The following is a 23769-nucleotide window of genomic DNA, read 5'->3' as shown; positions in this document are numbered from 1 at the left end:
CCTACCCCTCGATCGCGTCGGTCACGGAGCCCACGGCCTCAGCCCGCGACAGCCTCGCCCTCGCCCAGGCACTTCTCGTCCGGATCCTGCTCGCCCTGCTCGTCCAGGAGCGCAGCCGCGGCCAGCCCCTGCTCGGTGAACCACGCCCGTTCGACGGCTCGTCGGTGCTCGGCGAACAGGGCGTCGCCGACGGACGAGCCGCCGAACAGGGAGATTTCGATGGTGACCATGCCGTGCGTCGATGCCCAGATGCTGGTGGCCACCAGCACGAGGGGGCCGGCCGGATGTCGCCGGAGTCGATGAGGTTCGCCACGACGGTCAGCAGGGGCGCGGCCGATTCGGGCATCTGATCCCGTTCGCTCGCCGGGCGGGCGCTGCTCAGCGCCGAGTGCCCGAACATCGCGGCGTAGAACGCCGGATTGGCCAGCGCCCACGCGCGATAGGCCGAGCCCATGCGACGCAGGTCGGCGACGGAATTGGCCTGACCCATCGCCTCCAGCTGCGCCGCCGAGAAGCCGTCGACGGCCTGCTGCAGCACCGCGACGACGAGCTCTGCCTTACCGCCGAACATCGAGTAGACCGCGTTGGTCGAGGTCCCCAAGCTGGCGGCCAGTTCGCGCAGCGACAGGCCGTCGACACCGCCGGCGGCCAGCCGATCGGCCGCGGCACGCAGCAGAGCCCCGCGCAATTGCTCGTCGTACATTTTGGGCCGGGCCACAGTTCGAAGGTAACAGAGGGCAGTTTCGTGCCCCTGACTGTGAACGGGGACGGCGCTCAGACGATCGTGTACCCGCCGTCGATGACGAGGTCGTGCCCGAGCACGAACGCCGCCGCGTCGCTCAGTAAGAACGCGACGGCGGGAGCGATATCGTCGGGCGTACCCAGCCGCCCGATCGGGGTGCGCCGCAGCCACTGCGCGGAGCGCTCCGGCTGCGCCTCGATGACCTGCCGAGTCATGTCGGTCACGACATAGCCCGGTGCCACCGAGTTGACCCGGATGCCGTGCGGCGCCCACTCGATCGCCAGGCTCTTGGTGAGCATCGCGACCCCCGCCTTGCTGGCGTTGTAGGCGGCCTGCGGCTGGGGCAGATTGACGATGTGCCCCGACATCGAGCTGATGTTGACGATGCTGCCCGGGCGCCCCGCGGCCACGAGGCGGCGCCCGAGCTCGCGACACACCAGATACGTGCCGGTGAGGTTGATGTCGATGACCCGCCGGAAAACGGCCGGGTCGGTCTCGTGCGCCGGGGTGTTGTTCGCGATGCCGGCGGCGTTGACGAGCGCGTCCGGTTCGCCGAGCCGATCGGCGACCGTGTCGAAAGCGGCCGCGATGGCGTCGGCATCGGTGACATCGGCGAGCACGCCGGTGCAGCGACGCCCGGTCGACTCCCCCAGCTGATCGGCGACCGCGGCGACGTCCGGCAGGAGGTCGAGCAGCGCGACATCCGCGCCCTGCTGCGCCAGCGTGGTCGCGATCGCGTGGCCGATGCCACGACCGCCGCCGGTCACCACCGCGACGCGGCCCGCCAAGGCCCCCCGCGCCTCCTGCGCTGCGCTACCCACCGAACTTCTCCGTTCTTGTCGAGACCGGCGTCACACCCGAGCTGGGCACTTGACGAAGCCTGTCAGGTCTTTACTGAATGCAGACCAACAGCGAACCATTATGGGGCCGAACGAGACTGGGCCCGCCGATATGGTGAAACCGGTTCGACAGCCTCCCCCCGGCTGAAGGCCACGCGGCCCCGGTCCCCCCCACCGGGGCCGTGATTATTTCCGGGGCGTCAGGCTCTGCGGGGTGTCGGGCAGCGGAGCAACGAGCAGGTCAACGGACGGTGACCCCGGCCGCGCGCATCGCGTCCTTGACCTCACCGATCGTCAGCTCTCCGAAGTGGAAGACGCTTGCGGCGAGCACCGCGTCGGCGCCGGCGTGCACCGCGGGCGCGAAGTGCCCGACGGCCCCGGCGCCGCCACTGGCGATGATCGGGATCGAGACGGCGCCCCGCACGAGCGCGATGAGGTCGGTGTCGAATCCGGCCTTCGTGCCGTCGGCGTCCATGGAGTTCAGCAGGATCTCCCCCGCTCCGCGCCGCGCCGCCTGGGCGCACCACTCGATGGCGTCGATGCCGGTGCCGCGTCGCCCCCCGTGGGTCGTCACCTCGAAGCCGGAGTCGGTGGCCTGCCCGTCGGGACGGCAGCGGCGCACGTCGGCGGAGAGCACGAGGACCTGCGCGCCGAAGCGGTCGGCGACCTCGTCGATGAGCTGGGGGCGGGCGATGGCGGCCGTGTTGACGCCGACCTTGTCGGCCCCGGCGCGCAGCAACCTGTCGACGTCGTCGACCGTGCGCACTCCCCCGCCGACCGTCAACGGGATGAAGACCTCCTCCGCGGTGTGCCGCACGACCTCGTAGGTGGTCTCCCGGTCGCCGCTGCTGGCGGTCACGTCGAGAAAGGTCAACTCGTCGGCGCCCTGCTGCCCGTACCGGCGGGCCAACTCGACGGGGTCACCGGCATCCTGCAGGTTTTCGAAGTTGACGCCCTTGACGACGCGCCCGGCGTCGACGTCCAGGCAAGGGATGACTCGGGTGGCGAGGCTCACCGCGTCAGTCTACGAGCGCCGGTCGCGGGCCTCGAGCCTGCTCGGCCGCCGAGCAGGCACCCACGGCAGACGGTGCGTTCGTGCTCCGCCGCACAGGTCGTTGGGCCCGGGCCCCCCTCCCCTGGGCGCCCGAGCGACAGGCCTGCGCCGACGTAGCGACTTCTCGACGTACTGGGGCGACTTCCGGCGCAGGGCCCAAGTCTCTGACCTGGGGTTATGCAAACCGGCCGCTTCGCGAGTACGTCGAGAATCCGCTACGTCTCAGGTGCCCCGCCCACAGGAGGGGGCCGCGTCCGGGGCTGCGCTTGCAGCCGAGTCGTCACTGTGACGGTCGAGTTGTTCAGTTGCCCTGACCACTCGACCTCGCAACTGACCACTCGGCGATGCCAGCCGCCCACGAACCTGTGTCGTGCGGGCAAGCACTGCCAGGCATGGGGCATGCGCCACGTCGGAATAGGCCGATTCCGGGGACACCGGCTGCGCATAATGTCGAGCGTCAAGGACGCGTACCCGCCGCCGGAGTCGGGCCCGCAGCCACCCCGCACTGACCTAGGAGTGTGCGCATGTCGGCCTTCGGTTGGAAGCTCCACGGAGACGGTAGAACCCCCAAACCCGGCGCGGTCGTTGCCCCCGACGAGCGCCTCAGCTGGGGCAAGACGGTCGGGCTCGGCGCCCAGCACGTCGTGGCGATGTTCGGTGCGACGTTCGTCTTCCCGCTGATCATGGGCCTGAACCCGCAGTTGGCGATCATGATGAGCGGCATCGCGACGATCTGCTTCCTGCTCATCGTCAACGGCAAGGTGCCCAGCTACCTGGGCAGCTCCGCCTCCTTCGTCGGCGGGGTCGCCGCGGTGCACGCCCAGGGCGGCACACCCCAGCAGGTGACCGGCGCGATGCTGGTCGCCGGCCTGGTGCTGGCCCTCGTCGGCCTGTTCATCCACCTCGTGGGGGCCGCCGTCCTGACTCGGGTGCTGCCCCCGGTGGTGACCGGCGCGGTCGTCATGCTCATCGGCTTCAACCTGGCGCCGGTCGTCGCGAACGTCTACTGGCCGCAGGATCAGTGGATCGCGCTGGCCACGATGATCGTCACCATCCTGCTGGCCACCGTGCTGCCCGGCTTCTGGGGTCGCGTCTCGGTGCTGCTCGGCCTGGTCTTCGGCTACCTGGCCTCGTGGCTGGCCGACCTCTTCTTCGGGCAGATCACCGCCTACAACGCCGGCATCGACGCGGTCGACACGCACTACCGGGTCAACTGGGAGGGGGTGGCGAGCGCCCCCTGGTTCGGTCTGCCGCCGGCCACCGACAACGCGACGGGTGTCGTCGGCTGGCACGCCCCCGACATCCAGTTGACGTTCGTGCTGCTCATGCTGCCCGCGGTGGTCGCGCTGGTCGCCGAGAACGTCGGCCACGTCAAAGCCGTCGCGGAGATGACGGGGCAGAATCTCGACCCGTACATGGGTCGCGCGTTGGGCGCCGACGGTGTCGGCACGATGATCGCCACGTCGGTCGGCGGCGCACCCACGACCACCTACGCCGAGAACATCGGGGTGATGGCCTCGACGCGCGTGTATTCGACCGCCGCCTACTACGTCGCCGCGTTGGTCGCGATCGTCTTCGGCCTCTCGCCGAAGTTCGGGGCGTTCGTCTCCGCGGTCCCCGGAGGGGTGCTCGGCGGCATCACCGTCGTTCTCTACGGCATGATCGGGCTGCTCGGCGCCAAGATCTGGGTCGAGAACAAGGTCGACTTCTCCCGCCCGATCAACCTCGTGCCGGTCGCCGCGGGCATCATCATCGCGGTCGGCGACACGTCACTCGACATGGGCGATTTCTCCCTTGCCGGCATCGCCTTCGGCACGATCGTCACGATCCTCGCCTATCACCTCGTGCGCGCGCTCATGCCGCGGTCGATGCGCGAGGAGCAGTTCGGCACTGCGACGCTCGCCGAGCAGCCGGGCACGCAGAACCTCGAGACGCTCGGGCTAGCCGACGACTACGGCCTCTACGGGCACCGCATCCTGGGGCGCACCGAGGAGGGGCACCTCATCGTGGAGGAGCAGCGTTCCACCGGCGGGCGGCCGTAGGCGGCCTCAGTACGCCTGCAGGCCGCGCGACCGGAACACCTCGCGCGCAGCCTGGGTCGCCTCGGGCGTGGGCGGCTCGACATCGCCCAGCCGGTACTCCATCCGCACCTGGCTCCACTTCTCGCGGCCCATCTGGTGGAACGGCAGCACCTCGACCCGCTCTACGACGTTGCTCCAGCGGGCCGCGATGTCGGCGACGCGTTCGATGTTCTCGGGGGCGTCGGTCCAGCCCGGCACGAGCACGAAGCGCACCCAGATCTTCGTGCCCAGCGCCGAAAGGCGGTCGCCGAAGGCGATCGTGGGTGCCAGCTCGCGGCTGGTGACCCGCCGGTAGGTCTCTTCGTCGCCGGACTTGACGTCGAGCAACACGAGGTCGAGGTCGGCCAGGAGCTCGTCGCGGGCGTGCGCCCCGAGGTATCCGGAGGTGTCGAGCGCCGTGTGGATCCCCTGCTCCTTGCACCACGCGGTGACATTCGCGATGAACGGCAGCTGCTGCATCGCCTCCCCGCCGGTGAAGGTGACCCCGCCGCCGCTGGCGGCGAAGATCGACCGGTAGCGCCGCAGCCGCTTGGTGACCTGCTCGAACGTGCGGATCGTGCCGTAGTGGGCCAGCATCGTGTCGGGGTTGTGGCAGAACACGCAGCGCAGCGGGCACCCGGAGAAGAAGATGCTGAGCCGGGTGCCCGGGCCGTCGACGGCGGTCACGAGCTCCCAGGAGTGAACCTGGGCGGCCCGCCCGGCCCGCAGAGCTTCCAGCTCGTCGGACCGGGCACCGAACGGCGCCAGTTCGCCCCGCAACGGCAGCAGGGTAACGTCGCCGAGCGGCTTGACGACCTGCCGCTTCGCCGTCTCGGTCTTGCGCTCGCCGTCGCCGCGGGAGGCGACCGCGGGGTCCGTCGCGGTCGCCTCCCGGTCGAGCGGCTCCTCAGCCTTGATGGAACGTCCGGTTGAGGATGTCAAGCTGCTGCTCCTTGGTCAGCCGCACGAAGTTCACGGCGTAGCCGGAAACCCGCACGGTCAGCTGCGGGTAGTTCTCCGGGTGCTCCATGGCGTCGACGAGCGTCTCTTGGTTGAGCACGTTGACGTTGAGGTGGTAGCCGCCTTCACCGACGTAGGCGTCGAGCAGGCCGACGAGGTTGGTGACGCGCTCGGCCTCGTCGCGCCCCAGGCCGCTGGGCACGACCGTGTTGGTCAGCGAAATGCCGTCCTCGGCGTCGGCGTACGGCAGCTTGGCCACCGACAGCGCGGAGGTCAGCATGCCGTGGGTGTCGCGGCCGTTCATCGGGTTGGCCCCGGGGGCGAACGGCTCGCCGGCGCGGCGGCCGTCGGGGGTGTTGCCGGTGGCCTTGCCGTAGACGACGTTGGAGGTGATCGTCAGCACCGACTGCGTGTGCACGGCCCCGCGGTAGGTCTCGAACTGGCGGATCTTCTCCATGAAGACGCGCACGAGGTCGGCGGCGATGTCGTCGACGCGGTCGTCGTCGTTGCCGAACGTGGGGAACGCGCCCTCGATCGTGTAGTCCACGACGAGGCCGTGGTCGTCGACGACGGGGGTGACCGTGGCGTACTTGATCGCCGACAGCGAGTCGGCCGCGACCGACAGGCCGGCGATGCCGCAGGCCAGGGTGCGTCGCACCTCCCGGTCGTGCAGCGCCATCTCGATGCGCTCGTAGGCGTACTTGTCGTGCATGTAGTGGATGACGTTGAGCGCGTTGACGTAGATCGAGGCCACCCAGTCGAGGGTGCTCAGGTAGCGGGCGTAGACCTCGTCGTAGTCCAGGGGCTTGCTGGGGTCGTTCAGCGGCACCGTCGCCGGCGCGATCTGCTTGCCGCTCATCTCGTCGCGGCCGCCGTTGATCGCGTAGAGCAGCGACTTGGCGATGTTGACTCGGGCGCCGAAGAACTGCATCGCCTTGCCCTGCTTCATCGGCGAGACGCAGCAGGCGATGGCGGCGTCGTCACCGGAGACGCTGCGGATGAGGGTGTCGGATTCGTACTGGATCGCCGAGGTGTCGATGGAGACCTTGGCGCAGAAGCGCTTGAACCCCTCCGGGAGGTCGGTCGCCCAGAACACTGTGAGGTTGGGCTCCGGGGCGGGGCCGAGGTTGTAGAGCGTCTGCAGGAAGCGGAACGAGCTCTTGGTGACCATCGAGCGTCCGTCGTCGCCCATGCCGCCGATCGACTCGGTGACCCAGGTCGGGTCGCCCGCGAAGATCTCGTCGTAGTCCTTGGTGCGCAGGAAGCGCACGATGCGCAGCTTGATGACGAGGTCGTCGATGAGCTCTTGGGCCTGCTCTTCGGTGAGCACGCCGCGGGCCAGGTCGCGCTCGATGTAGACGTCGAGGAAGGTCGAGTTGCGCCCGATCGACATGGCGGCGCCGTTCTGCTCCTTGACGGCCGCGAGGTAGCCGAAGTACAGCCACTGGACGGCCTCGCGGGCGGTGCCGGCGGGCCCGGAGATGTCGTAGCCGTAGCCGGCGGCCATCGACTTCAGCTCTTGCAGGGCGCGGATCTGCTCGGAGTTCTCTTCGCGGTCGCGGATGACGCTCTCGATGGAGGGCTGGGCGTCCAGCTCCATCCGGTCGACCTTCTTGGCGTCGATGAGGGCGTCGACGCCGTAGAGCGCGACGCGGCGGTAGTCGCCGATGATGCGACCGCGACCGTAGGCGTCGGGCAGCCCGGTGATGATGTGGCTGGAGCGGGCGGCTCGAATGGCGTTGGTGTAGGCGTCGAACACGCCGACGTTGTGGGTCTTGCGGTAGGAGGTGAACGTTTCCTTCAGCTCCGGGAGCACCGGGTAGCCGTAGGTGTTCAGCGATTGTTCGACCATGCGCCAGCCGCCGTAAGGCATGATGGCGCGCTTGAGCGGCGCGTCGGTCTGTAGACCGACGATCAGCTCGTTCTCCTGGTCGATGTAACCGGGGGCGTAGGCGTCAATGGCGGAGACAGTTCGATAATCGATGTCGTAGACGCCCTTTTCGCGCTCGACCGGGAACATCTGCGACAGACGATCCCAGATGCCGAGCGTGCGCGAGGTCGGCCCCGCAAGGAACGAATCGTCGCCCGCGTACGGGGTGTAGTTGCACTGGATGAAGTCGCGGACGTCGATCTGGTCCTGCCAGGGTCCGTTGGTGAAATCCGCCCACTGCTGCGCCAAGTGGCCCACTGAAGGCACGGTGCTTGTCATGTTCTGAGGTTCCCTCCACCGATGGCTTGGCGGGCATTGACCGCCGCTGCGCATCAAACGGGTAACGGTGTGATGTGGCTTACATCAGCCTAAACCCGGATTCTCCCTCAGGTGCTGTGGGGTTCAAGGGTGAACGTCACCGTCTCGTACGGCGAACCGACAGGACGCGCCGGGACATTTCGGCTAGGACCATGGCGAGCGCCCAGCGGGCCGGCGATCAGCGGAAGACGCGGCTGATACCGGAGCCGAGCTGGTTGAGCTGGAGCCAGATCACGGCGCGGTGCAGCGGGCGCAGGGCGGGACCGAGCAGGCGTCGGGGCAAGGGGCGGCGGGCGCGGTCGGGGTGGCGCTCGAAGGAGAGCGTGAGGCCGAGGCTGGTGCCGCCGGCCGCGGGTGCGAGGTCGATGCGGACGATCCGCGCGTTGGCCCGGTCGGCGTCCGGGTACGTCAGGCTCCAGGCGATGGTCGTCTGCGGCTCGAAGGCGATCAGCTCGATGCTCAGTCGGCGCCACGCCGGTTTGACCTTCAGCGCCCTGCCGTCGGGGCCGACGCTCGGAGCCAGGGCGCTCCATCGGGCACCCGGCTCAGGCGGCTCAGGCGGCGCGCCGACCAGAACGGAACCCACTCGTTGGTCCCATTCCGGCATCCGGCCGGGGTCGGCCAGCAGGTGCCACACCTGCTCGAGCGAGGCGGGCACGAAGGCTCGCGAGGTGCCCGTCAACGAGTCGGTGTTGGCGCGCGAGGTGTGCACGGGAACGCTCTCGACCTCGTCGAGCCGGGTCAGCACCGCAGCAGGTGAGGAGTCGAGTCGACTCAGGAGGTCTTCGATGAGTCCGCTGGGTTCGGCGACCAACTCGCGCAGCACGGCCGTTGCGTCGCCCCTGCGCCCACCGTCTGCGGAGCGCTTGATGAGGTCGAGCGCTCGCTCGCTCCAGTCGTATCCGTCGGTCTCGTGAAAGACGATGCGGCCCGGTTCGGGCATCGAGGCCTGCACTCCGAGGGCCGCCAGCTGCGCGTCGTGCTGGGCCGACACCGCCGCGCGGGCGGCCGCCAGGGTGATGCCCATGCTGCGCAGCACCTGGCCGGCGCTCTGCTCGTTGACGGTGAGGGCCAGCAGCAGGTGGTCGATGTCGGCGATGCGCTGCCCGGTGCGCGAGGCCTCCTCCATGGCAGCCAACGACAGCGCGTGCGACGTCTTGGCCAGGTCGGTGAACTTGCTCATCAGCTCCTCCTCGGTACGGGGATGGACGGGTCGACCTTCTTGGCGTACTTCTTGTGCACCGCCTGGCGGGTCACCCCCAGGGCGTCGGCGATCTGCTGCCAACTCATCCCGGAGCGCAGCGCCGCCTCCACCTGCCGCAGCTCGAGCACGTCGGTCAAGGTGCGCATCGACGCGACCGCCCGCAACCCCACCCGGGGATCGCTGGTATTAGCCGCAGCCTGCGCCACCTGTGTCGACTCCATGCCGTCAACCTACGTTGCTATTCGGGGCTCGTCAACTTTGGTTGCTATTACGTTGCTCAGTCCGCACCGCAGGGCATGGCTAGGCGCTCGAGCGCCCTCGAATCGTGGCGAGCGATCCGACGACAGCCCACAGCAGACCGGCCGCTCCGACGAGCGACAGCGCCCCCAGCGGATAGGCCCACACCGTCGCCCGTAGGTCGCCGCTCGCCATGGCGAAGGCCATCCACCCCGTGGCCGCCGCGCCGAGCAGCCAGGCGGGTCCGACGGTCAGCGCCATCTCCCACGCGATCATCGAGCGCACCTGCCCCGCGGTGGCATTCAGGCGCCGCAGGGCGCTCACCTCGCCGGTGCGATCAGCAACCGAGAGCCCGAGAGCGTTGGCGGCCGCGAGCACGAGGAAGATGCCGACGAGGACGACGGCGATCGTGCCGAGGTTGTCGACCGCGGCCCGGCGGGTCTCGATGTAGGAGGCGAGGAAGTCCGGCTTGTGCTGCACCGTGACGCTGCCGGGCCCGCCACCCAGGGCGTCCCACAGTGCGTTCTGTAGGGAGTCCTGCTGGGGCTCGCCCTCTCCGGAGACGAGCACATAGTCGAACCAGGCGGCTGCCACGTGCTGCCCAAGGGCCTGCTGCGACACGACCGCACCCTGGTCGCCGCCTTCGGCGCTGAACAGCGCGACGACCTCCAGGGCGACGGGGTGGGCGGCGCCGGGCAGGCGCACCTGCACCGTGTCGCCGAGCGCGACGCCGCCCCTGGCCGCGTTCTCGGCGCCGAGCGCGATTCCGGAGTCGAGTCTGGCCAGGTCGCCCTGAACGTCGCCGAGATCGAGCAGTCTCGCGGCGTCGCCGGTGACGACGCTGCTCCACGTGGCGGTGGCGGGCCCACCGTCCTTTGCGGTCTGCAGCCACGTCTGGCGCAGGCCGGCGGTCGCCACCGCCGGTGTTGCGGAGAGGGCGGCGACGGCCTGCGGTGAGAGGCCGGTGTGGGTGTCGCGCACGATCGGTGTCGTGATCACGTAGTCGGCGTCGAAGCGGTCGGCCACCTGTTGGGCGTTGCTCATGGCGAACAGGGGCAGCCCGGCCAACGCCCAGCCGGCGATCGCGATACCGACGGCCAGGGGTGCCGCCATGCCCGCCAGGCGGCGGTGGGTGAAGCGCACGGTGGCGGCCGCCAGGAAGCCGCCTACCCGAAAGGCTGCCGCGACGGGGCGTTGCAGCAGGCCGGACAGCACCCGGATGGCTGTGGAGCTCAGCAGCGACTCCAAGCATCACGAGCAGGCTCGCGATCATCCCGTAACTGGGCAGCAGCGCCTCCGGCAGGGCCGTGGTCATGCCGGCCAGCTGCAGCGCCCCCGCGCCGAGCAGCAGCACGATTCCAGCGGCGGTCGGGGCCCGCGTGCGGATGGTCGGGCCCGCGCTGAGCTCCCCCTGGCCCGCCAGGGCATCCGCGGGCCGGATGCGCAACGCGTAGCGCGAGGCCCACCATGCGGCCACCTGACCGACCACGACGGTGACCGCCCCGGCGGCCAGCATCGCCGCCAGGCCGACGTGCAGGCGGACGGCAGAGCTGACGACCCCCAACGCTGCGAACCCCTCGATGAGCCCCCACGCCAAAGCGGCACCGAGCAGGGCGCCCGTGACTGCCGCGACCAGCGAGAGCACCAGGGCCTCGCTCTGGCACAACAGCCGGATCTGGTTCGGAGTCGCTCCCACGGCCCGCAGGAGGGCCACCTGCCTGGCTCGGCGGCGCACCGCGGTGATGAGCGCGCCGCCGATGATCGCCACGGCCATGAAGGCCACGATCCACACGAGCATCCGCAGGACTTGCGCGGAGGCTCGATGATCGGGCATCGCCACCTCCAGCTCGCCGCGATCAGTCCCGACGGCGACCCGGTACGACGGTGTCCCCGACGGGACCACCATGTCGCCGCCCAGCGCCCTGGCCACCAGGTCGTGCGCCGCCTGCGCGACCGGGTGCGGGTCGGTGCCCGAGGTCAGCGCCAGGCCCACTGCATCGACTCGGCCCTGCCCACGGCCCGCGACCGCGGCCGCCTGCTGGGGAGCCAGGAAGAGCGCGTGCTGACCCTCGAACGACCCCGCGGCGCGGGCGACTCCGGTCACGACAAGGTGCTCGACGAGTCCGCCGATCTGTACCGGCACCCGCTGCCCGACGCCCGCTCCCGCCCGCTGGGCCAGCGCAGCATCGAGCACTACCTGGCCCGCCTGCGTTGGCGCAGCGCCCTCGACGATCTCGAACGGCGTGAGGGAGGCGCTGGTCCAGGAGTGCGCGAACTGCGCGATCCGCTCCTGCTGCACAAGTGGCGTGCCGTCGGCCCGGAGAACCTGCGCCGGCATGCTCACCTCGCCGATGGCGTGCGCGACCCCTGGGATCGCCTCCAGCTGCGCGACCGTCGCCGGCGTGAACAGGCCCGCGTTGCCGCTGGTCCCGGCAGCGACCACCGGCGCTGCGGCGTAGCGCTCGACCGGCGCGCGGGTCTGCTCCAGCGAGTCGCGCACGAGGAGGAAGGCTGCGATCAATGCGGCACCGACGGTCATCATGACCAGCACCCCGGCCAGCGTGCCGCTCTGGCGACGCACCAGCGCCCAGCCCAGGCCGATCATCGCTGCCGCACCAGGGTCGTCATCGTGCGCGCCACCGACTCGGCGGTGGGGCTGGTCGCCGTGTGGGTGATCGACCCGTCGAGCAGGAAGATCACCTCGTCGGCGTAAGCCGCCACGATCGGGTCGTGAGTCACCAGCACGAGAGTCTGGCCGAAGTCGTCCACCGCCTCCCGGAGCAGGGCCATCACCTGCCGGCCCGACTCCCGGTCGAGGTTGCCGGTGGGTTCGTCCCCGCAGAGCAAACCGGGGCGAGTCAGCAGGGCGCGGCACAGGGCAACCCGTTGCTGCTGGCCTCCGGAGAGCTGGTCGGGCCGATGGTCGAGTCGGTCCTCGATCCCGGCGCGGCGGGTGAGCTGCGCGAACCACTCCTGCTCCGGGGCGCGGCGGGCCAGCCGCAGCGGGAGCGTGATGTTCTCGGCCGCGGTCAACGGCGGCAGCAGGTTGAAATCCTGAAAGACGAACCCCACCTGATCGCGGCGCAGCACGGCGAGTTCACGCTCCGGAAGATCGTCGATCCGCCTCTCCCCGAGGTGCACCTGGCCCCGCGTGGGACTGATGAGCCCGGCGATGGTCTGCAGGAGGGTCGTCTTGCCCGAGCCCGACGGCCCCATGATCGCGGTGAAACTGCCGGCGCGGAACTCACGGCTGATGCCGTCGAGCGCCACGACGGCGGCCTCGTTGCGACCGAAGATCACGGTGACGTTGCTCAGGGCGGCGGCGCAGGCGCAGGTAACGGTCGACATGGGAACAGTCCACGCCGCGCGCGCCCCGCGGCGCAGTAGGGGTTCCCGCCCGAAAGCCGGGTGGAATCCCCCCGGCCGCACTCGTCAGCGGGTCATGGCTCGTCGCGGCGCAGGTAGGCGAGCACGGCCAGGACGCGACGATTGCCCTGCTCACCGCTGAGGTCCAGCTTGTCGAAGACCGCGCTGACGTACTTGACGACCGCGCCTTCGGAGACGTGCAGGGTGCGGGCGATCTGCTGGTTGGTCTCCCCCGCCGACAGCAGCCGCAGCACGTCTCGCTCTCGATCGGTCAGGGCACTCAAGCCGGTGTCTCGTCGGTCCATCAGCGCTGCGACGACCTTGCGGCCCACGACGATGCCGCCGGCCGCGACCGCCTCCACGGCAGCCATGAACTCGCGCACGTGCCCTACGCGATCCTTGAGCAGGTAGCCCACGCCACCGGCGTCGGGGTCGTCGCGAACCGAGTCCATGATCCGTCCGAGGTACTCGTTACCTAGCCATTGCGACAGCAGCAGGATCGGCAGGCGGGGGTGCTCGATGCGGATGGCTACGGCGGCTCGCAGTCCGTCGTCGGTGTTGTCCGGGGGCATGCGGACGTCGGTGACGACGAGGTCCGGCAGATCCGCGCGGTATCGGACCGCTCGGCGCAGCGCGTCTGCGCTGTCGACGGGCGCGACCACGTCGTGACCCGCGCGCTCCAGGAGTGCGGCCAGTCCCTCGCGCATGAGTGCCGAGTCCTCGGCGAGCAGGATTCTCACGGCGCCTCCTTCCACGGAATCCGCACAGTGATCTGTGTGCCTGTGTCGGGAGGTGCTGCTCCGGTCGGGCTGTGCAGGGCGACGGATCCGCCCCACCGCGCGGCCCGTGTGCCGATCCCGAGCAGGCCGGCACCGGTCGGCTTCGCCCCACCGGCTCCGTCGTCGGTGATCGTGAGGGTGACCTGCCGCTCGTCGGCGCGCAGATCGATGGTGGCGCGGGTCGCCCGGGCGTGCTTGACGGTGTTGGTGACCGCTTCGGCAGCGATGAAGTACAGGTCGGCCTCCAGGGCCTCGCCCGCGCGTGGCAGTTCTGCGCGGACGGTCACCGGTAGGGGCAGGTCGCGCACGAGTGCTCGCAGCGCCGGCCCGAGGCCGCGCTCCCGAAGCAGCGGGGGCGACAGGCCCTGGGCCGCGTCGCGGATGGCATCGACGGCGCCGTCCAGGCTCTCGCGCACCTGGGCCAGGGTCGCTAGCACCTGCGGACGATCCTGGTCACCGACTGCGGATTCGAGGTCGTACTCCAGCACCCCCAGTCGCACCCCGGCCACGCTGATCTGCAACTGGGCCCCGTCGTGCAACTGCTGCTGCAGTAGCCGACGTTCGAGCAACAGCTCGTCCTGGGTGCGCACGGCGGCCGCCGCGAGCGCTTGCACCTGCGCCTCCAGCTCCTCGACCCGCGGCGAGAGCAGCCTGGCGGACAGCCACGCGTTGGCGACGGCCGCGGCGCAAAGACCCCACAGGACCAGGGGCGCAGACAGCAGACCCAGCGCGACGGCGACCGGCTGACCGACCGACGCTGCCACCTGCGCGAGGGTGAACCGCTGCGCGCCGGAGACGGGGCTCAGGAGGGTCGAGGCGACCCAGACCGCGAGCGCTCCGGCACCGAGCATCCCGATCGGAGTCAACGACGCCGTCACCAACGCGAGCGCGATCTCCCGCCACGAGACTCCCCCTCCGTGCGGCGCCGGCTCCTGCAAGGCCTCCCGCCCGGCGCACTGCACGAGGCGGCGCTCAACGCGGGCCCATCCCCGGGCCCACAGCGGGAAGAGGATCACGGTGCTGATCGTGATCCAGGTGATCAATCCGCCGAGCAGGTGCGCGAGCAGATACGCCAGGCACAACCAGGGCCATCTGGTGACCAGCAGACGCCACGGCCGTCGCAGCAGGCCAGGGTCCATGGAGCGAGTCTAAAGTCAGCGCGACGATGCGCTGGCGGGTGCGCGCCCGCCCCTGTCACGGGTGCCTCGGGCGTTACGGCGCCCATTCCGCACTGACGCGCCACACCAGGCCCGACTGCTGACTCAACAGCGTGACGCCGGTCGTGAACGGAGTTCCGTCACTGGTGCCGTCGACGACGACGTATTTCATGCTCGGCGTCTCGCCGTCTGCCACGGTGACCCTGGAGATCACCACCGGCGCCGTGCGCACCTGGCCGTGAACGTGCCCGAGGATCTCAGTGGCCGACGTGCCGCCGGGTGAATCGACGACCCCGCTCAGGGCATCCCGGTCCCCCGGCTCGGCAGTCGCGACCACGTACCTCTGCGCGACGGCCGATGGCGAGTTGATCCGCGCGTAGGAGAACATCGCGGCGGCGGCCAGCAGGCCCAGCACGACAACAGCTGCCACTGTTCGTCGCCGCAGTTGTCGCACGCGCGGTCGCTCGATCTGAATCGTTTCCACACCCCAGTGACGCACACCGCAGGCAGTCCTGTGAAGACACTTCGCACGCTCTTGACCAAAAGCGGATGGCGCTGCTCTTGCACCCCGCTCCGCGCGAAAAGATGAACCTGACCCGCCAGGTTCAACTTTTTGCCGAGAAGGGCGAGCACCGTCGCAGCATCCTGCAGCCCAATCCAGCCGGGCCGAAAACGGTTGGGTGATCTAGGCCGGTGACTATCGCTGGCATCTACCCGACCGGCTCAAAGGACCCGATCTCTCTCTTGGCGACGACACTCGCGAGCTGCTCGAATGACTTTCGGCGGGAAGATCGGCAAGAGACGACGAAGCGCAACGCGTCGAAGGAGCAGGACATGAGGATTGTCGTGGCCCTGGGGGGCAACGCGATGAGCGGCCCCGATGGAGCGTCCCGTCCGCAGGATCAGCAGGTGGCGATCGAGTTGGCAGCCGGGCACATTGCGGAGCTCGTCGCGGCCGGTCACGACGTGGTCGTCACGCACGGCAACGGACCGCAGGTCGGCAACATCCTGCTGAAGAACGAGCTGTCGGCACACCTCCTGGCACCGGTGCCCTTGGATTGGTGCGGCGCGCAGACCCAAGGCACTCTCGGGTTCACGCTGGTCAACGCGCTCGAGCGGGGGTTGGCGGCACACGGAGACCACCGGGACGTCGTTGCCCTGGTCACCCGAACCCTCGTCGACCCGGACGACCCGGCGATGTCGACACCGACGAAGGCCATCGGGCCGTACGCCTCCGCCGAACGCGCCGCGCGAGGCACGGCGGACGGGCAGGCGTGGCGCGACGAGGGCGAGCGAGGGTGGCGGCGGATTGTTGGCTCACCCGAGCCGCAGGACATTCTTGAGGGCGCCGCCATTGCTGCGCTCGTGTCCTCGGGCTTCCTGGTCATCGCGGCGGGGGGCGGCGGCATTCCCTGCGCCCCGGATTCCCGCGGCGGCTACCGCGGCATCGAGGCCGTCATCGACAAGGACCTCTCCGCGACGCTCCTGGCGCGCGCCATCGACGCCGACACCCTCATCATCGCCACCGACGTCGAGCACGCCGTGCTCGGCTGGGGCACCGACGACGAACGCCCAATCGGCCGCGTCACCACCGGCGACATGCGCAGATACCTCGACGCCGGCCACTTCGGCGTCGGCTCCATGCTCCCGAAGATGGAGGCCGTGACCCGGTTCGTCGAAAGCGGCGGCCGTCGCGCCGTCGTCACCTCACTGGCCAATATCGCCGCCGCCGTCGACCGCGACGTCGGCACCGTCATCCTCCCGACCTGAGCGCCCCGTCCTCCCGGCGCTGGCACGCGTCAGGGGCTGGTGCGGCGGCGGATCAGGCTCACCACGGCGAGCCCCAGCAGGCAGGCGGCCACCAGCGGCAGGGTCAGGCCGACCTCACCGGTGCCCGCCGAGCCCGGCGATGTAGCCTCGGCGACCCAGAATGTGAACGGCAACGTGACCACGGCGCCGACCGCCGCATTCAGCAAGGCCCACTGGAGAGCGCCTAGCCGGGACGGCAGATAGCCGCGGCGCCGCATGTACCGCGCACCGCACACAAGGGCGAGGCACCAGAGCAGCCAGGGCCCGGCTACCCAGAGGGCAGTTGCCCCATCTGTGTGGTGGAGCACGTCGGTGCGCAGCGCCGGCCGGACGAAGAAGACAGCAAGCGTCAAGAGAATCGGGCACGCCACCGCCAGCAGGTACCGCTCGCTTGCCCCTGCCACGCTAAACCGCCCACCGGCCACGATCGAGTGGCCCCTGTGTGAACGCACCCGCCCCCGTTCAATGATGCGGTCATAGCTGCCGGTTGTGGTCCCCTCCGCAACCGGCTGGCCGGACGTAGCGGATTCTCGACGTACCTGCGGCGGGTCGCCCGCCGACGCGTTTCCTATCGCTGCAGGTCAGCGACTTGAGGCTGCTCGGGGCCGAATCCCCAGTACGTTGAGAATCCGCTACGCCTGCCGGCATCGGTGGGGTGGGTGAGCCACGCGAGATCGTGATCGACCGTCTGCGACCGGGAAGCACCTCGAGGACACCCGCCGGCTCGTCGACCTCTGGCACGCCATGGTCGACAACGGGCGGCACCCTGCGTCTCGAGGGCGGGCAGCTCGACCCAAGGGGATGACTTTCGGCGGGCTGGGCGGGCCGCGCACACGGGCGCCGGTCAGGGGCGAGAATGATCGCATGGAACCGGCGGACATGATGGCGGCCGTGGTGACGGGCCTGAAGCAACGAACCGGACGCGACCTACCCGACTGGTTGGAGGCGGTGAGCGCGGCCGGTCTCGACCCGCTGGATCAGCAGGGGGTGCGCGCCTGGCTGCGGGAGCAGGGGGTGCCGCAGAACTCCCAGTGGGCGATCGCCGACGCGGCGGCTCGGGAGGCCGGCTGGGTGCCGCCGGATGTGCAGGACGCCACCGACTCCCTCTACAGCGGCCCGAAGGCGGCGCTGCGGCCGCTGCACGACGCGATCTTCGAGATGACCCACGCGCTCGGCGAAGACATTCAGGCCCAGTCGCGCGCCACCTACATTCCGTTCGTGCGCCGCACCCAGTTTCTGGCGCTCGCGCCGGGGCCGCGCGGCACCCTGCGGGTCGGGCTGCGCTTTCGCGCAGACGTGCCAGACGACGACCGCCTCTCCCCCGCCAAGGGATTCGCGCAGGCCACGCACTGGGTGCATGTCGAGGCGGACGCCCTCGACGAGGATCTGCTGACCCTCGAGCCGCTCATCGCCACCGCCTACGACCAGAACGGCTGAGGCGTGACCGACTCGCCCTCCCCGTCGCGCACCCCAGTGGAGCGGGCGTGGCGCGGCTTCGCCGCCGAGTTCGCCCCGCGAATGGCCCGCCGGTCGGCCAGCTCACTGCAGGACCGGTGGCGGCGCCTGGCGGACCGGGCGTTCTTCATCGTGCAATGCGGAATCTCCGCGGGCATCGCCTGGTTCGTCGCCGGTCATCTGGTGGGCAACCAAGACCCGTTCTTCGCGCCGATCGCGGCCGTCATCACGTTGGGGATGTCGTTCGGGCAACGGATCGAACGGGCGGTGCAGGTCGTCATCGGCGTCGCGGTCGGCGTGTTCGTCGGCGACCTGTTCATCCACGTCTTCGGGTCCGGGTACTGGCAGGTGGCGCTCATCGTCGTCATCGCGATGTCGCTGGCGACGATGCTCAACGCCGGCGTGCTCATGACGACGCAGGCCGGGGTGCAGGCCATCTTCGTCACGCTGCTGGTGCCCGCCACGGGGGCCGCGTTCTCTCGGTGGACCGACGCGGTGATCGGGGGGCTCGTGGCCCTGGCCGCCGCGACGGTCACCCCGGCCAGCCCGCTGCGCAAGCCGCGCCGGCACGCCGCCCGCATCGTCACCGAGATCGCCGACGTGCTCAGCGTCAGCGCCGCGGCCCTGCGCAGCCGCAACCTGGAGGACGCCGACGCGGCCCTGGAGCGGGCCCGTGCCTCGGAGCAGGCGCTGACGACCTTGCACGACCTGGCCGACGACGGCCTGGCCGTGGTGCGCCAGTCCCCCTTTCGCCGGGGCCACCTGCCGGCGGTGCAGGCGATCGCCGACCTGCTGGTGCCGCTGGACCGCGCGATCCGAAACATCCGAGTGCTGGTGCGGCGCGTCAACGTCGCCATCCGCGAGGGCGAGGACGTGCCCAAGGCCTATCTCGACCTCATCGACGACCTCGCCGCCATCGCTCAGGGCATGGCCGACGAGCTGCAGGAGCGGCACCTGCCGCGCATCTCCCGCGCCGGTCTGGCGGATCTGGCCGAGCGCAGTTGTTATGTGACCGTCCATCCGAGCCTGTCCAGCGAGGTCATCCGCGCCCAGGTGCGCTCGGCGATCGTCGATCTGCTGATGGTGACCGGGCTGACGCACGAGCAGGCGCTGGCGTACCTGCCCGTCTCCTACTCCCTGGAGCCCGAGTACGACGCGGAGCAGGACGACGGCACCGACCTGCCCACCCAGACCCTGCACCGGATGGAGGACACCGACGACGAGGACCCGACCTAGGAGCGCAGGCTCTACTCGGCGGGTTCCGCCGCGGCCTCGCCGCCGTCACCGTCGCCGCCGTCACCATCGTCACCGTGGAACTCGATGAGCGCGGCCAGCCGGGCGGCCTGGGCGCGGCCGTGGGCGCCGTCGGCCTTCTGGATCGCCATGACGGCGACCGTGTCGGTGTCGGTCAGATCGAGACTCACCCACGGGGCGCCGCCGCCGAACTGCATCCGCAGCACCTGCGCCCACTCCAGCCGACGCGTCAGAAACAGGTTGCGGATGACGATGCCTTCGCGGGAAGGGCGCGCCATGATGCGCGAGTAGCGCCACAGCAGGCCGGCGATCATCGCGCCGAGCGCGAAGAAGAAGAACCGGTCGATGATCGACCAGGTCACGCCGGGGATCGTCGCGCCCCCCACTGCGGAGGCGACGAAGATGACGATGGACAGCACCCGCGGCACCCGGTAGCCCCAGCGGGGCCGGAACGGCGCGTACGGGTCGCCCTTGCGCGCGCGGGCGGGGCCGGTCATAGGCGACAGGCCCGGATCTCGGTGACGAGGATGCCGCGGGCGCCCAACTCGTACAGGGCGTCCATGACGCGGTTGACCCCCTGGCGCTTGACCATCGAGCGCACCGCGACGTAGCCGCGGTCGTGCAGCGGGGAGACCGTCGGCGACTCCAGCCCGGGGGTGATGGCGCACGCTTCGTCGACGAGTTCGGCGCGCACGTCGTAGTCGACGAGCACGTAGGTGCGGGCTGTCACCACTCCGCCGAGCCGACGCGCCAGCACCCGCAGCCCGGGCAACTCCGCGTCGTCGTGGCGGGCCACGAGCACCGCCTCGGAGTGCAGGATGGGCGCGCCGAAGGTCTCCAGGCCCTGGTTGCGCAGGGTCGTCCCGGTCTCCACGACGTCGGCGATGACGTCGGCGACACCGAGGGTGATCGAGGTCTCGACGGCGCCGTCGAGCCGCACGACCTCCGCCTCGACGTCGTGCTTGCCCAGGTGCGCCCGCACGAGACCGGGGTAAGAGGTGGCGATGCGCTTGCCGCCGAGGTCGCGTACGTCGGCGGCGGTGTTCGGGCGGGCGGCGAAGCGGAACGTCGAGGAGGCGAAGCCCAGCGGCATGATCTCGATGGCCTCGGCCTGGGAGTCCAGCAGCAGGTCGCGGCCGGTGATGCCGGCGTGCAACGTGCCCGAGCCGACGTAGACGGCGATATCGCGGGGCCGCAGGTAGAAGAACTCGATGTCGTTGTCAACGTCGGTGATGACGAGCTCTTTGGTGTCGCGGCGCACTCGGTAGCCGCACTCCTTGAGCATCGTGACGGCGGACTCCGACAGGGAGCCCTTGTTCGGAATGGCGATCTTCAGCATGGTTCTGGCGGTCCTTCGGCGGGTCGGGGCAGCGGTCGGCGGGCGCGCCTACAGATGCTCGTAGACCTGCTCGAGGGTGATGTCCCGCTCGACCATGAGCACGGCCAGGTGGTAGAGCAGCTGGCTGATCTCCTGCGCGGCGCTCTCGTTGCCCTCGTGCTCGGCGGCCATCCACACCTCGGCAGCCTCCTCGACGATCTTCTTGCCGATGAAGTGCACGCCGGCGTCGAGTTCACGCACCGTGCCCGACCCGTCCGGCCGGTTGACGGCCCGGTCGGCGACGAGCGCGTAGATCTGGTCGAAGCTGTTCACGATGCTCCACTGTAGTCAGCGCGCCCGCAGCGCCCGACTGGCGTCTCGCCGGTGGCCTGCTCCGGCACCGGCTTGCCCGGGCTCAGGCGGCGACCCGTTCATACAGGGTGCCGCGTTGCACGGCGGGTCGGCCGATGCCGGCGGCGATGTGCGCGATCTCCTCCGGGGTCTTGGCCGAGCCGTGTTGCGAGCCGGCCATGCGGCTGATCGTCTCCTCCATGAGGGTGCCGCCGAGATCGTTGGCGCCGCCGCGCAGCATCGTGCGGGTGCCGTCGACGCCGAGCTTGACCCAACTGCACTGGATGTTGTCGATGCGCCCGTGCAGCATGATCCGCGCGAGGGCGTGCACGGCGCGATTGTCGCGCAGCGTCGGCCCGGGCCGGGCGATGCCGGCGAGGTAGACGGGGGCGTTGGTGTGCACGAACGGCAGCGGGACGAACTCGGTGAAGCCGCCGGTCTCGTCCTGCACCGCGGCGAGCGTTCGCAGGTGGGCGACCCAATGCCGAGGGTGGTCGACGTGGCCGTACATCATCGTCGACGTGCTGGGGATGCCGAGGCGGTGCGCCGTGCTGACGACGTCGATCCACGCGCTGGTGGGCAGCTTGCCCTTGGTGAGCACCCAGCGCACGTCGTCGTCGAGGATCTCCGCCGCGGTGCCGGGGATCGAGCCCAACCCCGCCTCCTTCACCTCGCTGAGCCAGTCGGTGATGGAGACACCGGCCTTGGCGGAGGCGGTGACGATCTCCATCGGTGAGAACGCGTGCACGTGAATGCCGGGTGCGCCCTCGCGTACGGCCCGGACGATGCCGGTGTAGGAGTCGCGGCCGAGTTGGGGGTCAATCCCGCCTTGGAGGCACAGTTCGGTGGCGCCGACCGATTGCGCCTCGCGCGCGCGGTCGGTGAGTTGTTGCAGGGAGAGGCGGTAGGCGTCGGCGTCCTGCGCGCGTTGGGCGAACGCGCAGAACCGGCAGCCGACGTAGCAGACGTTGGAGAAGTTGATATTGCGGTTGACGACGTAGGTTACGTCGTCGCCGACCGTGTCCTTGCGCAGGCCGTCGGCCAGCGCGCAGACGGCCTCCAGTCCGGCGCCCTCGGCGGTCATGAGGGTGAGGTAGTCGTCGTCGGAGAGGCCCGCCGGGTTGGCTTCGGCGCGGCGCATGGCCGCCGCAACGTCCGCCTCGACGTACCTGGCGAGGCGGGTGGGGTTGCCTGCGTCCTTACCCGCCGCTTCGGTGCCGATGCGGCGGGAGGCTGCGGCGACCGCCGCCCAGTCGCCGTAGACCGAGTCGAAGTCGCTGCGGCGGTCGTCCGTGCGGCCGGAGGTGTCGACCTCCTGGTGCAGGTCGACCCGACCTGACGCTCCGTCTCCGAAACCACCGTCGGGCTCCTGCCACGGCCGCCCCTGCGGGCGGGCGCCGTCGGCGAGCAGCCCGTCAGGACTGGCGAGGGCGGCGACGTGGGCGTGCAGCCGCGGATCGATCCAGGGACGGGTGCCGTTGAGGCTGTCGCGCACATATCGGGCGTGAGCGGTCAGCCGCGGCTTGAGCTGCAACCCGGCAGCTTGCACTTGGGCGGCGAGGGCGTCGAGCTGGGGCCAGGGCCGCTCGGGATTGACGTGGTCGGCGGTCACCGGGGAGATGCCGCCGAGGTCGTCGACGCCCGCGGCGAGCAGGTCGGGCAGCTGCGCCAGGCCGGAGAGGTTCGGCGGGGCCTGCACCGACACGCTCGGGCCGAGCAGCAGCCGGGTGACCGCGATCGTCGCGAGGTACGCCTCGTGCTCGAGATCAGGCGTGCCGCGCATCGCGGTGTCGCCTTTGGCGCGGAAGTTCTGCACGATGCACTCCTGGATCGCGCCGGACTCGCGGGCGGCGGCACGGATCGCCAGGATCGTCTCGACGCGCTCGGCCGGGGTCTCCCCGATGCCGACGAGCAGTCCGGTCGTGAACGGGATGCCGATGCGCCCGGCGTCGGTCAGCACCCGCAGCCGCACGTCGGGGTCCTTGTCCGGGGAGCCGAAGTGCGCCTGCCCGGGAGTCTCGAACAGCCGGCGCGAGGTCGTCTCCAGCATCATTCCCAGCGAGGGTGCGACGGGCGCGAGGCGGGTCAGCTCGGCCCAGCTCATGACGCCGGGGTTGAGGTGCGGCAGCAGACCGGTCTCCTCGAGCACGAGGATCGCCATGGCGCGCACGTAGGAGAGGGTGTCGTCGTAGCCGTGGGCGTCGAGCCATTCGCGGGCGGGTTTCCAGCGCGTCTCGGGCCGGTCGCCGAGGGTGAACAGCGCCTCGGCGCACCCGGCGGCGGCCCCGGCGCGAGCGATCTGAAGTACCTGCTCGGGGGCGAGGAAGGGCTCCTCGACGCGGCCGGGTGTGGTGGCGAACGTGCAGTAGTGGCACCGGTCTCGGCACAACCGGGTCAGCGGGATGAAGACCTTGGGCGAGTACGTGACGACGCCCGGGCGCCCGGCCGCGACCATCGCGGCGTCCCGCACCCGGGTCGCCGCCGCGCACAGTCGAGCGAGGTCGTCCCCGCGCGCGTGCAGCAGCACCTGCGCCTCACCGGCATCCAGTGCCTTACCGTCCCGCGCCCGCGCCAACGCCCGCCGCATCTCCTGCGGAGTCGGCTCCTCGGGGCGGGCCACCGAACCCGGGGTCAGCCTGCGCTTCCCGGACATTCCGCCTGTTCTCCCGGAATCCACCATGACGCCAGGCTAGGCCGCGCCGTTTGGTGGCTGCCGCAGGGCCTTCAGGCGGGTACGGGCTTTGTCTTTGTGGCGAACTAAGTACGTGCCCCCTCGAGCCGTTTTCCGTCGAGTCGCTGACCTGCAGCGTTGCTGACGCCAGGCAGCTCGGCCCCGGGGGCACGTAATTAGTTCACCACAACTACAAAAACTGGCGACCCACCCTGGGCGCCCGCGGGCCTCCAGCGAGGCGAAAGCCACCAGCCCCGGCAAGCCC

General features: G+C 70.3%; 22 protein-coding genes and 1 pseudogene. 5 read left to right on the top strand and 18 right to left on the bottom strand.

Translation table 11 applies throughout. The features are described 5' to 3' along the window. Position 1: 1 nt before the first annotated feature. The 3 genes from KILIM_RS23330 to hisF form a co-directional block, all read right to left on the bottom strand. Complete coding sequence (locus KILIM_RS23330; protein WP_006593069.1) at positions 2-718, bottom strand: TetR/AcrR family transcriptional regulator; 717 nt, start codon at positions 716-718, stop codon at positions 2-4. A 56-nt stretch (positions 719-774) separates the two neighbouring features. Beyond that, positions 775-1563: an SDR family NAD(P)-dependent oxidoreductase gene (locus KILIM_RS12530; protein ID WP_006593068.1), complete on the bottom strand. Its 789-nt coding sequence runs from the start codon at positions 1561-1563 to the stop codon at positions 775-777. Between the two features lie 259 nt (positions 1564-1822). Next, the gene (hisF, locus tag KILIM_RS12525; RefSeq protein ID WP_006593067.1) at positions 1823-2596 is read right to left on the bottom strand and encodes an imidazole glycerol phosphate synthase subunit HisF; all 774 of its coding nucleotides are present in this window, start codon (positions 2594-2596) and stop codon (positions 1823-1825) included. Between the two features lie 563 nt (positions 2597-3159). Here hisF and KILIM_RS12520 point away from each other — a divergent pair. Continuing rightward, positions 3160-4677 carry a uracil-xanthine permease family protein gene (locus KILIM_RS12520; protein WP_006593066.1) on the top strand — a complete coding sequence of 506 codons (1518 nt, stop codon included), beginning with the start codon at positions 3160-3162 and terminating at the stop codon, positions 4675-4677. 6 nt (positions 4678-4683) lie between these two features. Here the strand turns inward: KILIM_RS12520 and pflA are convergent, their stop codons facing one another. The 10 genes and pseudogenes from pflA to KILIM_RS12475 form a co-directional block, all read right to left on the bottom strand. Next, positions 4684-5637, bottom strand: coding sequence for a pyruvate formate-lyase-activating protein (gene pflA, locus KILIM_RS12515; RefSeq protein WP_006593065.1), 954 nt, complete (start codon positions 5635-5637; stop codon positions 4684-4686). After that, positions 5603-7864, bottom strand: a complete 2262-nt coding sequence (gene pflB / locus KILIM_RS12510; protein WP_006593064.1) for a formate C-acetyltransferase — start codon at positions 7862-7864, stop codon at positions 5603-5605. Before pflB ends, pflA begins: the two co-directional genes overlap by 35 nt. Before the next feature lie 217 nt (positions 7865-8081). Continuing rightward, positions 8082-9086, bottom strand: a complete 1005-nt coding sequence (locus KILIM_RS12505; RefSeq protein WP_006593063.1) for an SRPBCC family protein — start codon at positions 9084-9086, stop codon at positions 8082-8084. Continuing rightward, positions 9086-9328, bottom strand: a complete 243-nt coding sequence (locus tag KILIM_RS12500; protein WP_006593062.1) for a hypothetical protein — start codon at positions 9326-9328, stop codon at positions 9086-9088. Before KILIM_RS12500 ends, KILIM_RS12505 begins: the two co-directional genes overlap by 1 nt. 79 nt (positions 9329-9407) lie before the next feature. Further along, positions 9408-10592, bottom strand: a complete 1185-nt coding sequence (locus KILIM_RS25005) for an ABC transporter permease family protein (protein ID WP_006593061.1) — start codon at positions 10590-10592, stop codon at positions 9408-9410. Positions 10593-10791: 199 nt separating this feature from the next. Next, positions 10792-11883 (bottom strand): annotated as a pseudogene (locus tag KILIM_RS25460) (ABC transporter permease); the annotation flags it as partial. Positions 11884-11945: 62 nt separating this feature from the next. Beyond that, positions 11946-12692 carry an ABC transporter ATP-binding protein gene (locus KILIM_RS12490; RefSeq protein ID WP_051988777.1) on the bottom strand — a complete coding sequence of 249 codons (747 nt, stop codon included), beginning with the start codon at positions 12690-12692 and terminating at the stop codon, positions 11946-11948. Positions 12693-12784: 92 nt separating this feature from the next. Further along, positions 12785-13450, bottom strand: coding sequence for a response regulator transcription factor (locus KILIM_RS12485; RefSeq protein ID WP_006593057.1), 666 nt, complete (start codon positions 13448-13450; stop codon positions 12785-12787). Beyond that, a complete protein-coding gene (locus KILIM_RS12480; RefSeq protein WP_006593056.1) occupies positions 13447-14628 on the bottom strand; it encodes a sensor histidine kinase in 1182 nt (393 codons plus the stop codon). The genes KILIM_RS12485 and KILIM_RS12480 overlap by 4 nt, the downstream gene beginning before the upstream one ends. Before the next feature lie 73 nt (positions 14629-14701). Further along, positions 14702-15076, bottom strand: a complete 375-nt coding sequence (locus KILIM_RS12475; protein ID WP_157551688.1) for a hypothetical protein — start codon at positions 15074-15076, stop codon at positions 14702-14704. A 119-nt stretch (positions 15077-15195) separates the two neighbouring features. Here KILIM_RS12475 and KILIM_RS24995 point away from each other — a divergent pair, with 119 nt between their 5' ends. Both KILIM_RS24995 and KILIM_RS12470 read left to right on the top strand, forming a co-directional pair. Beyond that, entirely contained in the window at positions 15196-15330 is a 135-nt protein-coding gene (locus KILIM_RS24995) for a hypothetical protein (protein ID WP_255247647.1), read from the top strand. A gap of 150 nt (positions 15331-15480) precedes the next feature. After that, the gene (locus tag KILIM_RS12470; RefSeq protein ID WP_040563260.1) at positions 15481-16416 is read left to right on the top strand and encodes a carbamate kinase; all 936 of its coding nucleotides are present in this window, start codon (positions 15481-15483) and stop codon (positions 16414-16416) included. A gap of 29 nt (positions 16417-16445) precedes the next feature. Here the strand turns inward: KILIM_RS12470 and KILIM_RS12465 are convergent, their stop codons facing one another. Further along, positions 16446-16859: a hypothetical protein gene (locus KILIM_RS12465; protein ID WP_006593053.1), complete on the bottom strand. Its 414-nt coding sequence runs from the start codon at positions 16857-16859 to the stop codon at positions 16446-16448. Between the two features lie 460 nt (positions 16860-17319). Between KILIM_RS12465 and KILIM_RS12460 the strand changes: the two genes are divergently transcribed. Then, entirely contained in the window at positions 17320-17892 is a 573-nt protein-coding gene (locus tag KILIM_RS12460; protein WP_006593052.1) for a DUF5655 domain-containing protein, read from the top strand. Between the two features lie 3 nt (positions 17893-17895). Continuing rightward, on the top strand, positions 17896-19146 hold the full coding sequence (locus KILIM_RS12455; RefSeq protein ID WP_006593051.1) for an FUSC family protein: 1251 nt from the start codon (positions 17896-17898) through the stop codon (positions 19144-19146). 11 nt (positions 19147-19157) lie between these two features. On the opposite strand, the gene KILIM_RS12450 is transcribed toward KILIM_RS12455, so the two are convergent. The 4 genes from KILIM_RS12450 to KILIM_RS12435 all read right to left on the bottom strand — a co-directional run bounded on the left by KILIM_RS12450 (position 19158) and on the right by KILIM_RS12435 (position 23486). Further along, positions 19158-19661 carry a PH domain-containing protein gene (locus tag KILIM_RS12450; protein WP_006593050.1) on the bottom strand — a complete coding sequence of 168 codons (504 nt, stop codon included), beginning with the start codon at positions 19659-19661 and terminating at the stop codon, positions 19158-19160. Continuing rightward, positions 19658-20503, bottom strand: coding sequence for an ATP phosphoribosyltransferase (hisG, locus tag KILIM_RS12445; RefSeq protein ID WP_006593049.1), 846 nt, complete (start codon positions 20501-20503; stop codon positions 19658-19660). The genes KILIM_RS12450 and hisG overlap by 4 nt, the downstream gene beginning before the upstream one ends. Before the next feature lie 48 nt (positions 20504-20551). After that, positions 20552-20815 carry a phosphoribosyl-ATP diphosphatase gene (locus tag KILIM_RS12440; RefSeq protein WP_006593048.1) on the bottom strand — a complete coding sequence of 88 codons (264 nt, stop codon included), beginning with the start codon at positions 20813-20815 and terminating at the stop codon, positions 20552-20554. A gap of 82 nt (positions 20816-20897) precedes the next feature. Next, entirely contained in the window at positions 20898-23486 is a 2589-nt protein-coding gene (locus KILIM_RS12435) for a bifunctional FO biosynthesis protein CofGH (protein WP_006593047.1), read from the bottom strand. Between the last annotated feature and the right edge of the window lie 283 nt (positions 23487-23769).

The organism is Kineosphaera limosa NBRC 100340, assembly GCF_000298215.1.
GTDB lineage: Bacteria > Actinomycetota > Actinomycetes > Actinomycetales > Dermatophilaceae > Kineosphaera > Kineosphaera limosa.
Note: the sequence above shows the minus strand (reverse complement) of the source record. Positions and strands in the feature narration are given on the sequence as shown.

What these genes read in the sequence shown, in the direction of transcription:
- KILIM_RS12500 (WP_006593062.1), bottom strand. Translation starts at nt 9,328, where the DNA reads ATGGAGTCGACACAGGTGGCGCAGGCTGCGGCTAATACCAGCGATCCC.
- KILIM_RS12460 (WP_006593052.1), top strand. Translation starts at nt 17,320, where the DNA reads ATGGAACCGGCGGACATGATGGCGGCCGTGGTGACGGGCCTGAAGCAA.
- KILIM_RS12480 (WP_006593056.1), bottom strand. Translation starts at nt 14,628, where the DNA reads ATGGACCCTGGCCTGCTGCGACGGCCGTGGCGTCTGCTGGTCACCAGA.
- KILIM_RS12435 (WP_006593047.1), bottom strand. Translation starts at nt 23,486, where the DNA reads ATGTCCGGGAAGCGCAGGCTGACCCCGGGTTCGGTGGCCCGCCCCGAG.
- KILIM_RS12470 (WP_040563260.1), top strand. Translation starts at nt 15,481, where the DNA reads ATGAGGATTGTCGTGGCCCTGGGGGGCAACGCGATGAGCGGCCCCGAT.
- KILIM_RS12505 (WP_006593063.1), bottom strand. Translation starts at nt 9,086, where the DNA reads ATGAGCAAGTTCACCGACCTGGCCAAGACGTCGCACGCGCTGTCGTTG.
- KILIM_RS12520 (WP_006593066.1), top strand. Translation starts at nt 3,160, where the DNA reads ATGTCGGCCTTCGGTTGGAAGCTCCACGGAGACGGTAGAACCCCCAAA.
- KILIM_RS12490 (WP_051988777.1), bottom strand. Translation starts at nt 12,692, where the DNA reads ATGTCGACCGTTACCTGCGCCTGCGCCGCCGCCCTGAGCAACGTCACC.
- KILIM_RS12450 (WP_006593050.1), bottom strand. Translation starts at nt 19,661, where the DNA reads ATGACCGGCCCCGCCCGCGCGCGCAAGGGCGACCCGTACGCGCCGTTC.
- KILIM_RS24995 (WP_255247647.1), top strand. Translation starts at nt 15,196, where the DNA reads ATGGCGCTGCTCTTGCACCCCGCTCCGCGCGAAAAGATGAACCTGACC.
- pflB (WP_006593064.1), bottom strand. Translation starts at nt 7,864, where the DNA reads ATGACAAGCACCGTGCCTTCAGTGGGCCACTTGGCGCAGCAGTGGGCG.
- hisG (WP_006593049.1), bottom strand. Translation starts at nt 20,503, where the DNA reads ATGCTGAAGATCGCCATTCCGAACAAGGGCTCCCTGTCGGAGTCCGCC.